Raw genomic sequence first — 11923 nt, 5'->3', positions numbered from 1 at the left:
GCCGTAGTTTTCGTCTTACCGGCAACAGGCAAGCAACGCCGTTATCACAAGCGGCAGGATGAAAACCAACGCTGGTATGAACAACGTCTGGCCGAGCTTGAAGAAGAGCGCTCTCAATATGACCTGCCTGATGAAGATTATCAGCACGCAAAGCAAGAATTGGACAAAACGTTTTTGAATGACAGCCAGGATGTTGAAGAAAACGTTCACTGGCACCGGGCTCCTGTGGCATTGCCTATTGTTTTGTTGTTGGTTGTTTCTGCTGGTCTTTACTGGGCTTTTGGAAGTTGGCAACTACAACTACAGGCGGAAGATGCACGCAGGCAACTTCCGGAATTAGGCAAGACTTTACTGCAGCAACAGAACCAACAAGCCAGTCGAGAAGATTTAAATACCTTTGCATTAGGCCTGCGACAGAAGCTGATGCGTGAACCAGAGGACGCCATTGCCTGGTGGATTTACGCGGGCATAATGGTTGATTTAGGAGCCGGAGAGGATGCTGATGAAGCATTCCAGAAGTCACTGCAAATTGAGCCCAATAGGGTTAATACGTTAGTCAGCTATAGCCGTTTTCTATTGATGTCAGGTGCTGAAGATGGTCAGCCTAAAGCAGCTCGTCTGCTAGCTCGAGCATTAAAGCAAGACCCGGACAATATCGAGGCTCTATCTTTACTGGGCTTTGTTGCTTTTGAACGTCAGGACTGGGCACAGGCAATCAGTGCCTGGGAGTTACTAAAAGAACGGTTGCCGAAAACTTCCGAGCGATATCAGGCTGTAGTCAACGCGTTAGACAACGCTAAAGAGCAGCAGGAAAAAGCCGAGGTGCAATTACAGGTTAGGGTGACGTTAAGTGATAACATGCGCCATCACCTGCCGGAGAATGGCACGCTCTTTGTTTATGTAACGGGAATGGAACAGCCTATGCCGGCTGCCGTCGTTCGCCAACCAGTCAGCGAGTTTCCGGTTACTGTAACTTTGTCCAATCAAAACGCCATGCTACCTGATTATAAGATGAGCGACCTCGATCAATGGCAGGTGCATGCACGTATTTCGCAAGACGAGAAAATAGATCGACAAGCGGGTGATCTTGAAGCAGAAAGAGTCACTATAAATGCTGACGGTTCAGCCGAATTAACTTTGACCTTATCAAGCCGGATTGAAGAATGAAAAAATATGGATTGTTACTACTTGTTTCTCTACTAACGGCGGGGTGTTCGTCAACACCAGACGACCCTTATGCAGACCCTCGTGACCCGTTTGAAGATTTTAACCGGGGAATGTGGGAGTTCAACCGCGATGTAGACAAAGCGGTTATAAAGCCTGCAGCGGAAACCTATGAATATATTCCGCAGCCAATTCGAACTTCTTTGTATCAAGCCGTAGAGAATCTTGAAGAACCGTCTTCATTTGTGAATAACTTACTGCAGTGGAAAGTAGCCGATGCCGGCATCTCTCTGGGCCGCTTTGTTGTGAACTCCACCGTTGGTTTAGTGGGTTTGTTCGACGTTGCAACACCTATGGGTTTGACAAAGCGGGAAGAGAGCTTTGGGCAAACACTGGCAGTCTGGGGGGTGCCTGAAGGGCCTTATTTAATGCTGCCGCTCATGGGGCCTACGGTAGTGGTTGATCGCGGTGGTGATTACGCCGATGGCCAGTACTTTCCGTATCCTCTCTTAAGCTGGCCTCTGGATGTTGCACGTTACGCAATCAAAGGTCTGGAAATGCGCCTGCGGTTACGTGAACAGGAGCGAGTATTAGAAAACTCTCTTGACCCCTATTCTTTTGTTAAAGACGTGTACTATCAGCGCTGGCAGGACCAAGTTTTTGATGGCAACCCTCCGCTTGAAGACGAAGACTTCGATGACTTTGACGATTTCGACGATGACTGGGACGCTGATGATGAATTCGACGACTCTGACGATTCCGGCGATGAGTCTTATTGACGATTAGCCATTCCTGAACAATGCTTAGGGTATGAGTCAAAGCAAAGAGTAGACCATGCCCCGAGCACACATCGCACTAATTGAAGATGATCCCGTCTTCCAGTCTGTTGTCAGACAGTATCTGGAAAAGAACGGATACGATGTGTGCTGTGCTGATAATGGTATTGAGGGCATTGAAATTTGCCGTACCCAGTGTCCTGATATTGTCCTTTGTGACTTAAAGCTGCCGGATATTGATGGCCTTGAGGTCATTGAACAACTTCTAAAAGTCTGCACCCACATTCCAATTATTGTTATTTCCGCTTCGGAGAAAATGTCAGACATACGCGAAGCCGTGCGACTGGGCGCCTGGGACTATCTCGTAAAACCAATTCAAAGCCTGGATATTATTGAAAATGCGGTTGAGCATTGCTTACGCCGTTATCAGTTGGAAGAAACCTACCTGCACGATGTTTGGGAGTTAGATGCACACATTGACATCCTTTATCAGGACGACTTGATAGTCGGCCGTCTGGTAGAAGAGCTGCACCCCGACGGAGTTTTAAGCCTTAACGATTACCGGTTTGACTGTAGCTTTAATGATATTGGGCAAGCACCGGTTTGGGTTGATTACAGGCCTTTAACTGATGGTAAAGTGCTGGTTATTATGGCTGCCGCGCAGAATGCGACAGAGCAGAATTTGCTGCCGCTGCTGGTATTAAAAACATTGATTGATCCACTGATAAGACAACATTTATCCGGCCATGATGACACTCTGCTGTCGCCGGGCGTGTTATTAAGCCACTTGAACCACGAACTGTGCCATTCACAAGTCAGAACCGCGTTCGATACTTTGGTTGGTGTGGTCGATACACAACAACACAGTTGGGTATGGGCTCAGGCCGGGGATAAATTTAAACCTGAGCCGGGCGCTAAACCTGATTTGGCTCTCGGTATCTGGCAACACGCTAACTTTCGTGAGCACAAAATTGAATATTTACACAAGTTACATTGCGCTTTTCAGGGCACCGAACTTATTGTGAGTGCTGTGCCTCAAACTGCTTAATGGCTCTATCCAGATAAGGTAATGACATATTCAGATTAATGGGCTGAGTAAATAATGGATACCCAATACCGGCAGCCAACAACGCCGGAACTTTCCACCATCCCTCAACTTCGACAATAAAGAAGAAAATAAGACAAATAGGCACCAGTTTGGCCATATTGCAAATGAGGCGACGCGGCACCGGCATCTTTTCCTGTGCCATGGACAAAATCATAGCGCGTTCAGTAAAGCTGTACCGGGATAGTTGCGGGATGTTACGCGAAGAAAAATACAAAGCCATAGTCAGTCTTTCATTTGAATTTTGTTAATTGGGTTGCATTATAACATGGGAAAAGGTTATAAACTTCCGCTTCTGAAGCGAACAGAATTTAAGGACAGCTGTTATGGTCAAAAAAGTCGTTATTCCAGTAGCCGGGCTCGGAACTCGGATGTTACCCGCTACCAAAGCCATCCCGAAAGAGATGTTACCTTTAGTGGACCGTCCGCTGATTCAATATATTGTTGAAGAGTGCGCAGCAGCAGGGCTGACGGATGTTATTTTAGTGACTCACTCAAGTAAAAACTCCATAGAAAACCACTTTGATACCAGTTTTGAACTGGAAACGACTTTAGAACAGCGCGTAAAACGTCAGTTACTGGCTGAGGTTAAAGCTATTTGCCCAGAGAAAACCACTATTATGCATGTCCGTCAAGGTGTTGCTAAGGGACTGGGGCATGCGGTTCTTTGTGCTCGTCCTTTAATTGGAGATGAACCATTTGCGGTTGTTTTGCCCGATGTTTTAGTTGATGAAGCCAGCTGTAAACTGAATAAAGATAATTTGGCAGAAATGGTTAAAAACTTTGAGGAAAGTGGTCATTCACAGGTAATGGTTGAAAAGGTGCCGCAACAGGATGTCAGTAATTATGGTATTGCAGACATTAATGGCGCAGACCTTAAGCCGGGTGAGCAAGCGGAAATTACACAGTTAGTTGAGAAACCTCCGGTTAAAGAAGCGCCATCTGATCTCGCTGTTGTCGGGCGTTATGTTTTCTCGGCTGACTTATGGCCGCTGCTTGAAAAGACGCCTGTTGGTGCCGGCAATGAAATTCAGTTGACCGATGCTATGGCAATGTTGCTTGAAAAACAGCCGGTAAATGCTTACTACATGAAGGGAAAAAGTCACGACTGCGGTAATAAGCTAGGCTATGCTCAGGCTTTCGTTGAGCACGCACTGCGTCACCCGGATTTGGGTGACGATATGAAAGCCTATATAAAGTCTTTGAAATAATTGCCTCAGCGGGGCTGGTGCTTGAGTATCAGCTCCGCTAAAGTTTTTGCACAGGGACCGGTCTGCTCCGCTTTGGGCAGTACCATGTACAAGCTGCCTTTGCGCGAACTGCTCCCTTCAATTTCTATGCGACTCAGTCTGCCGGAATCCAGATCCTCCTGAACGACATAAGGTGGCAGCCAACAGAAGCCGAGGCCGTTGCGAATAAGCCTTAAAGCCTCATCGAAGTGACTGACGGTCCAACGCTGTTCAGCTTTCAACCAGCCTTCATCTTCGACCGGGTTACTGCCGGTATCCTGAATAACAATTTGTAAATGCTGAGACAATTCATTTTGATCAATAGGTTGCGGTAAGTCAGCTAACGGGTGCTCAGGGTGACAGACGAGATCCATACTGTATTGACTGATGGGTTCACCAATAAATCCGCGGGGCAAATGATGAGTGATCACGACATCGGCGGTCTGTTCCTGAATTTGTTCTACAGTACCGGTTAAGACTGTGTCGTTAATGAGAAGACGACTGCCGCGACTTAGCTGCTGAAACTCGTTAAGAACAGGAATGAGCTGACTACGGTCAAAAACCATTTCCAGAGCAAGCTTTACTTCGGGTTCCCAACCTTGTTCCAGGTTATCAGCAAGCTGTTCTATCTCTTCTGTAAGGTTAGTTAGCTGACGAGAACGCCTTAGTAGTGTTTCGCCAGCGGTGGTTAAGTGAGCCTTTCTGCCTTTGACCTCAAGCAATTGAACACCAACCACTTGTTGCAGTTTTGCTACTGCGTGATTCAGTGATGATTGGCTTTTATTCAAGGCTTCAGCGGCGTGGGCATAACCGCCATAGTCAACGACCGCTTGCAATATGCGCCATTGTTCAATGGTCGACTTGGGTCGATAAACACTCATTTAGATTCTACTCCGGTGGGCGTTAAACCCGGGCAGTAATTACCGCCCGAATCGGTGCTTGGTAACCTTCAATAGTCATATTGGTGTCATTTGGATCAAGAAAGTCCGCTAAAGATTCTCCTGTCATCCACTGCGTTCGTCTTTGTTCGTCTAAAGATGTGGTGTTGTGATCAACAACTGCGATATCTTTAAAGCCGAGCCGCTCTAACCAAACAGACAGCGCAGGGGCACTTGGCAGAAACCATACATTGCGCATCTGTGCGTAGCGCTCACCGGGCATCATCACGGTTGTTTCGTCACCCTCAACAACAATGGTTTCTAATACCAGCTGGCCGCCAGGACGAATTAACCCTTTTAGCTGCTGCAAAAAGTCGATGGGTGAACGGCGGTGGTAAAGTACGCCCATGCTAAAAACGGTGTCAAAGCTTTTTAGCTCGGGCATTTGCTCAATACCAACCGGGAAAAAATGTGCGCGCTGTTGTAAGGTCAACGGCATCAGTTGGCGAATGGCTCGAAATTGCATAAGAAAAAGCTCGCCGGGGTCAACGCCCCAAACCGTTTCGGCACCTGCTTCAAGCATGCGCCACAAGTGGTAGCCACTGCCACATCCGACATCCAGTACCTGACGGCCATTTAAGTCGTCTAAATGAGGTGCAACGCGCTGCCACTTCCAGTCTGAACGCCATTCGGTGTCAATAAAAACACCAAATAAGTTGAAAGGACCTTTGCGCCAGGGCTGTAACTGCTGGAGTAAACCCGTTAAACGAGCCCGGTCGGCATCGGATGCCTCGTCAGAGTGACCAACCTGAATGGTATCAGATAGCTCGGTATGTTCAGCGTTTAACTCGGGCAATTGCTGTAGAACGCGCTGCCAACGTTTTAAGTTACCGTGAGGGTTATTCTTAAAAGCGGTAAGTTGCGGCGCTAAGGTATCCAGCCATTGAGCGTGCGGGCTTTGCAGAAGTGCACGGAGCTCCTTGCTAAAATCGATCATAGTATTCCTTATTTAACCGCGAGCATTGCTGCAAAATTAAAGCACTGGAACCAGACTGTACTGTGTCGAAAGCCTGCATCCTGAAATCGTTGCATATGGTCTTCTAATGTATCGACCTTCATGACATTTTCGATAGCTGCACGTTTTTGGCTGATTTCCAGTTCGCTATAGCCATTAGCGCGTTTAAAGTTGTGGTGCAAATCGACAAGTACATCATTCATATTAGCATCGCTGTGGCGCACCTTTTCTGCCAATAACAGGGCTCCGCCATTGTTCATGCCGTCAAAGATACGTTGAATAATGTCGTTTCTCTTCTCTTGTGGAATGAACTGTAGGGTAAAGTTTAATACAACCACAGAAGCATTCTCAATGTCGGTTTCAGCTAAGTCCTGACAATGAAGTTCTGCAGGGATTTGGCTTTTAAAACCCTCCAAATGTAACCTTGCGCGCTCTATCATTGGTTGGGAGTTATCTACACCAATAATTCGGCAGTGACTTGTCTGTTCGCAACCTTTGCGCATAGCAAGTGTAGCTGCGCCAAGGGAGCACCCTAGATCGTACAAATTGGAATTTGGCTGAACGTAACGGCTCACCAATTGAGGCAGAGTTTGTAATATACTGGAGTAGCCCGGCACCGAACGGTTTATCATATCCGGAAAGACTTCCACGACTTGTTGATCGAAACAAAAGTCGGAAATGCTGGGTAAAGGTTTTGCAAATAACGTGTCGTGTTGCGTCATAAAGCTACTTTTATTCAATAAATGGCTTAGATTTATTGGTATTTTACCGATAAATGAGACAGACGCACAGGCAATATTGGACTAAAATTCGGCCATTAGTCCGGGAGGAGAGTACATTGAATCGAGTTTTGGCTATCGTCAGTGCCTTTTTCGCTGCATTTTCGGTGACGTTATCGAGTAGCTATGCCAGCCAACCCGAGAGGTGGCTGGAAGACTATAAAGAAATTCGTGTCGGAGTGCCGGATCAGTTGGCGCCCTTGGTGTCCGTTGAAAATGGCAAAGCCGAAGGTCTGGATGTCGATTTGCTGAAAAAGTTTACTCGCAATTTGCCGGTAGAGATTGTTTGGAAACCCTGTGGAGCATGGCAGCAATGCCTGAACGCAATCAAAAACAAAGAAATTGACGTTCTCACCAGTGTGTCATATTCAGTCGAACGCAATCAGTTTATGGACTTTACTCAAAGCTACTGGTCAATGCCATGGGCTGCAATTTCCCCGGTAAATCAACAAGCTAACGAGGGAAGTATTGGTTTAAATCAGTTAAGTGATAGTAAAGTTGGTGTGGTTGAAGGCTACAGTATAGAGTCACAGTTGTCTCAGTTGAGAGGTATTCAGCTTATTCAGGTTGATGGCATTCGTGAAGGTCTGAATTTAATACGCAATAGCGGTGTTGATTATTATGTCGACAGTCTGCCCATGCTGGTCTACGAACTGCAGCGAAGACCTCTGCCGGGCACAAAACTTTCGGTTATTGACGACACTCAGGGTGAAGAGCTTTATTTAGGGGTTAGGGAAGACTGGAAGCCACTGGTTATGGCGCTCAATGGTGGTATTGACTCAGTTACTGAAAGTGAAAAAAGCCAGCTTAAACAGAAATGGTATGGTTTTGAACTGGAGCAGGGCTGGAGTAATGAAGAGCTTCTGGACATTGCGATGAAAGTGGGTTCAGTTGTCTTGCTGATTATTGTCAGCTTTGCGGTGTGGAACAGTCGGCTGCGTAAGGAGATTAAGTTACGCAAAGCTGCCGAAAGACAAATTCGACATATTGCAACTCATGATGAATTGACGGGCCTTCCCAACAGAAACTTAATGCAGGACCGACTGGAGCAGACTTTAAGTCAAAACGAAAGAACCGGAAAACCATTTGCTGTTCTGTTTCTGGATCTGGATGGTTTTAAAAAGATTAACGACGATTTTGGTCACAGTTATGGTGATGAACTACTGGTGCAGGCTGCACACCGCATGAGTAGTCTGTTACGCCGATCTGATACTGTCTGTCGTCATGGTGGTGATGAGTTTGTAGTGATTCTTCCGACGGCAAATAATGTCGGGTCCGCACTGGCAGTATCGCGTAAGTTAGTTGTGCAGTTGGCAAAGCCCTACAAAGTGAAGAAAAAATCACTGGATATTAGCGTGTCCATTGGTGTCAGCCTTTACCCTCAACATGGGGTGACCTCAGATGATTTACTACGTTCGGCAGACAAGGCGATGTACCGTGCCAAGGCTGCTGGTAAAAATGATGTGCGTCTGGCTGGCGACGACGGATGACATTCGGCGTCAGTCCGCTATAATGTTGCGCTTCGTAAAAACATTCATTGCAACAGCTAGCAGGATAAACGCGCATGCGAACTCATTACTGTGGACAAATAAATGCTGAATTGGCGGGACAAGAAGTCACGCTATGTGGTTGGGTCAATAAACGCCGTGACTTAGGCGGCTTAATTTTTATTGATCTGCGTGACCGTGAAGGGATGCTGCAGGTCGTTTTCGACCCGGACCAAAAAGCCTTATTTGAGACAGCAAACAGCCTGCGTCAGGAATTTTGCGTTCGCTTAAGTGGTAAAGTTAACCGTCGTCCGGAAAGCCAGGTGAATAAAAACATGGCTACCGGCGAAGTCGAACTGCTGGCAACCGATTTAGAAATTCTAAGTCGCTCTGAACCACTCCCTATCGACTTCAACCAGCAAGTGAGCGAAGAAGTACGACTGCGCTATCGCTACCTTGATTTACGTCGTCCGCAAATGAATGAAAAGTTGCAGTTTCGCGCCAAAGTTACCAGCGCGGTGCGCCGTTTTCTGGATGACAGCGGTTTTCTCGATATTGAAACCCCTATGTTAACGCGTGCAACGCCGGAAGGTGCGCGTGACTATCTGGTACCAAGCCGTACCCACAAAGGTCGCTTTTTCGCGTTGCCGCAAAGTCCTCAGCTGTTTAAACAACTGCTGATGATGTCGGGTTTTGATCGTTACTACCAAATTGTTAAATGCTTCCGTGACGAAGACTTGCGTGCTGACCGTCAGCCTGAATTCACTCAAATTGATATTGAAACCTCGTTTATGAGTGCAGAACAGGTTATGCAAATTACCGAGCAGATGGCTCGTGATCTGTTCAAACAATTACTTGACGTGGACTTGGGTGAATTCCCCAGCATGACCTGGCATGAAGCCATGCGCCGTTTTGGTAGTGACAAGCCAGACTTGCGTAACCCGTTGGAGTTGGTGGATGTTGCTGATGTCTTAAAAGACGTTGAGTTCAAAGTATTCTCTGGCCCGGCGAATGACGAAGATGGCCGTGTTGCTGCCATTCGTTTACCGGGGCAGGCTGAGAACGTTTCACGCAAAATGATTGATGAATACACACAATTTGTCAGCATTTATGGCGCCAAAGGACTGGCGTGGATTAAAGTGAATGACCGCAGTGCAGGCCGTGACGGGTTGCAGTCGCCTATTCTTAAGTTCCTGCCGGATGAAGTGATTGAGCCATTACTAGAGCGCACTGAAGCACAAACTGGTGATGTTTTGTTCTTTGGTGCCGATAAGGCGAACGTTGTTGCTGAAGCTCTGGGTGCTTTACGCCTGAAGTTAGGTAAAGACTTTGAACTTGTCAGTAATGAGTGGAAACCGCTATGGGTCGTTGACTTCCCAATGTTCGAAGTCGCTGACGATGGCAGCCTGGCCGCGTTACACCACCCCTTCACCGCACCGGTCAATGTGACTCCGGAAGAATTAAAAGCCAACCCGGCAGCCGCTATTTCAAATGCCTATGACATGGTATTGAATGGTGTTGAGTTAGGTGGTGGTTCGGTTCGTATCCACGAAAACGCTATGCAGCAAGCTGTGTTTGAAGTATTAGGTATTGAAAAAGACGAAGCTCAGGAAAAATTCGGCTTCCTTCTGGAAGCGTTAAAGTACGGTACGCCGCCGCATGCTGGCCTAGCTTTTGGTCTGGATCGTCTGGTTATGTTGATGGTTGGCGCAACCTCAATTCGTGATGTTATCGCTTTTCCTAAAACAACGACCGCAGCTTGTGTTCTTACCGATGCGCCAGGCGCTGCAAACCCTGCTGCATTGCAAGAGCTGGGCGTAAAAAGTATGGTAGAGGAAGACGAATAACCAACAAGGGTGAAATATGGCTGGTCATTCCAAATGGTCTAATATTAAGCACCGAAAAGCCGCGCAGGACGCTAAGCGCGGCAAAATTTTTACTAAATTAATCCGTGAGATTACGGTTTCCGCTCGTGAAGGGGGCGGAGACCCTGAAACTAACCCTCGCTTACGTGCCGCTATCGATAAAGCCTTATCGAATAACATGAAGCGTGACACCATAGATACCGCCGTAAAGCGCGGCTCTGGTGATCTTGAAGGCGATAATCTTGATGAGCTGACCTATGAAGGCTACGGCCCTAACGGTGTCGCTGTATTGCTTGAGTGCATGACCGATAACCGCAACCGGACGGTTTCCGACGTTCGTCATGCATTCACTAAATTTGGAGGCAATTTGGGCACAGATGGCTCGGTTGCTTACTTATTTAATAAGAAAGGCGTTATTAGCTACCCAGCAGAGGTTACCGAAGAGCAGCTCATGGAGCCTGCACTTGAAGCTGGTGCAGAGGATCTTATTACCTACGAAGGCAGCGGTATCGATGTCATGACATCGCCGGAAAATTTCGGTTCTGTAAAAGACGCTCTGGATGAAAAAGGTTTAGAAGCCAGTAACGCTGAAGTGACTCAGGTGCCTGATACCCGAGTTGACCTGGATGAAGAGTCTGCAAGAACCTTCTTAAAATTACTGGATGCGCTTGAAGACCTGGATGACGTTCAAAATGTCTATCATAACGCCGATATCTCAGATGAGATAATTGCACGGCTGGACGACTAAGTGGCCATTATTCTGGGTATTGACCCGGGCTCAAGGTTAACGGGTTATGGTGTTATTGAACAGCGCGGTAGGCAGCTAAGCTATTTAGGCAGCGGCTGTATAAAAGTTATCGGAAGCCGCGCTGAGCCGCTGACATTAGCCGAAAAACTTCGCCGGATACACGACAGTGTCAGCGAATTAATCACTCAGTTCAAACCTGACGAATTTGCAATAGAGCAGGTATTCATGGCAAAGAACCCGGATTCGGCATTAAAGCTTGGACAGGCCAGGGGCGCGGCAATAGTAGCGGCTGCTTGTGCTGAGCTTCCCGTAGCGGAGTACTCTGCTCGCCAAATAAAGCAGTCGGTTGTGGGGAACGGCGGTGCCGAGAAGTCCCAGGTGCAGCATATGGTGATGGCACTATTGAATTTGCAACGGTGTCCGCAAGAAGACGCAGCGGATGCGTTAGCGGTAGCCTTATGCCATGCTCACAGCTCTCAAAACTTGATAAAAATGGCAGGTGCTGCGCGCAAAACTGTGCGTGGGCGCCTGCGTTAATGGAGTACAAAAGTGATAGGTCATATTCAGGGCGTACTTACCAGTAAACAACCACCTGAGGTCGTGCTTGATGTGCAGGGCGTTGGTTACGAAATTCAATTGCCAATGACGTGTTTTTATCAATTGCCCGCAGTAGGCGAGACGATTAAACTCATCACTCATTTTGTGGTGCGGGAAGATGCTCAGTTACTTTATGGCTTTATTTCCTCTTCCGAACGTTCATTGTTTCGGTTGCTGATAAAGACTCAGGGGGTAGGTCCAAAACTGGCATTGGCTATTTTATCGGGTATGTCGGCAGATGAGTTCGTTGTTGCAGTTAACCAGAATGATGTCAGCCGGC

The 11923-nt window shown here is 47.3% G+C and carries 13 protein-coding genes; 9 read left to right on the top strand and 4 right to left on the bottom strand.

The window, feature by feature from the left end:
- The 3 genes from ccmI to B3180_RS09540 all read left to right on the top strand — a co-directional run.
- Window positions 1-1167 (top strand): c-type cytochrome biogenesis protein CcmI (ccmI, locus tag B3180_RS09550; RefSeq protein ID WP_286844234.1); only part of this gene is annotated, 1167 nt, incomplete at its 5' end.
- A complete protein-coding gene (locus B3180_RS09545) occupies window positions 1164-1943 on the top strand; it encodes an MlaA family lipoprotein (RefSeq protein WP_199493055.1) in 780 nt (259 codons plus the stop codon). The genes ccmI and B3180_RS09545, both read left to right, overlap by 4 nt.
- A 55-nt stretch (window positions 1944-1998) precedes the next feature.
- Entirely contained in the window at window positions 1999-2988 is a 990-nt protein-coding gene (locus B3180_RS09540; RefSeq protein ID WP_278358317.1) for a response regulator, read from the top strand.
- On the opposite strand, the gene B3180_RS09535 is transcribed toward B3180_RS09540, so the two are convergent.
- Window positions 2957-3268 carry a DUF6170 family protein gene (locus tag B3180_RS09535; RefSeq protein ID WP_199493051.1) on the bottom strand — a complete coding sequence of 104 codons (312 nt, stop codon included), beginning with the start codon at window positions 3266-3268 and terminating at the stop codon, window positions 2957-2959. The two genes, B3180_RS09540 and B3180_RS09535, sit on opposite strands and share 32 nt — an antisense overlap.
- Before the next feature lie 103 nt (window positions 3269-3371).
- On the opposite strand from B3180_RS09535, the gene galU reads away from it, so the two are divergent.
- Window positions 3372-4256, top strand: coding sequence for a UTP--glucose-1-phosphate uridylyltransferase GalU (galU, locus tag B3180_RS09530; RefSeq protein ID WP_054486831.1), 885 nt, complete (start codon window positions 3372-3374; stop codon window positions 4254-4256).
- A 5-nt stretch (window positions 4257-4261) separates the two neighbouring features.
- Here galU and B3180_RS09525 read toward each other — a convergent pair whose 3' ends face one another.
- The 3 genes from B3180_RS09525 to cmoA are packed head-to-tail and all read right to left on the bottom strand — an operon-like array spanning window position 4262 to window position 6889.
- On the bottom strand, window positions 4262-5155 hold the full coding sequence (locus tag B3180_RS09525) for a LysR family transcriptional regulator (RefSeq protein ID WP_286844230.1): 894 nt from the start codon (window positions 5153-5155) through the stop codon (window positions 4262-4264).
- 22 nt (window positions 5156-5177) lie between these two features.
- The gene (gene cmoB, locus B3180_RS09520) at window positions 5178-6149 is read right to left on the bottom strand and encodes a tRNA 5-methoxyuridine(34)/uridine 5-oxyacetic acid(34) synthase CmoB (protein WP_278358318.1); all 972 of its coding nucleotides are present in this window, start codon (window positions 6147-6149) and stop codon (window positions 5178-5180) included.
- An 8-nt stretch (window positions 6150-6157) separates the two neighbouring features.
- Window positions 6158-6889, bottom strand: a complete 732-nt coding sequence (gene cmoA, locus B3180_RS09515; RefSeq protein WP_054486838.1) for a carboxy-S-adenosyl-L-methionine synthase CmoA — start codon at window positions 6887-6889, stop codon at window positions 6158-6160.
- A 116-nt stretch (window positions 6890-7005) separates the two neighbouring features.
- On the opposite strand from cmoA, the gene B3180_RS09510 reads away from it, so the two are divergent.
- From B3180_RS09510 to ruvA, 5 genes are all read left to right on the top strand, one after another.
- Window positions 7006-8436, top strand: coding sequence for a diguanylate cyclase domain-containing protein (locus B3180_RS09510; RefSeq protein WP_233399204.1), 1431 nt, complete (start codon window positions 7006-7008; stop codon window positions 8434-8436).
- A 74-nt stretch (window positions 8437-8510) separates the two neighbouring features.
- The gene (gene aspS / locus B3180_RS09505) at window positions 8511-10280 is read left to right on the top strand and encodes an aspartate--tRNA ligase (protein ID WP_278358319.1); all 1770 of its coding nucleotides are present in this window, start codon (window positions 8511-8513) and stop codon (window positions 10278-10280) included.
- A 16-nt stretch (window positions 10281-10296) separates the two neighbouring features.
- Entirely contained in the window at window positions 10297-11046 is a 750-nt protein-coding gene (locus B3180_RS09500) for a YebC/PmpR family DNA-binding transcriptional regulator (protein WP_278358320.1), read from the top strand.
- A complete protein-coding gene (ruvC, locus tag B3180_RS09495; RefSeq protein ID WP_054486844.1) occupies window positions 11047-11583 on the top strand; it encodes a crossover junction endodeoxyribonuclease RuvC in 537 nt (178 codons plus the stop codon). It begins immediately after the preceding gene.
- Window positions 11584-11595: 12 nt separating this feature from the next.
- Window positions 11596-11923: Holliday junction branch migration protein RuvA (ruvA, locus tag B3180_RS09490; RefSeq protein WP_286844224.1), on the top strand; the 328-nt coding region annotated here is incomplete at its 3' end.

The sequence above is a fragment of the Idiomarina sp. UBA4206 genome, from assembly GCF_002383015.1.
Taxonomy (GTDB): Bacteria; Pseudomonadota; Gammaproteobacteria; order Enterobacterales; family Alteromonadaceae; genus Idiomarina; species Idiomarina abyssalis.
This window is presented reverse-complemented; position numbering and strand designations above follow the sequence as displayed.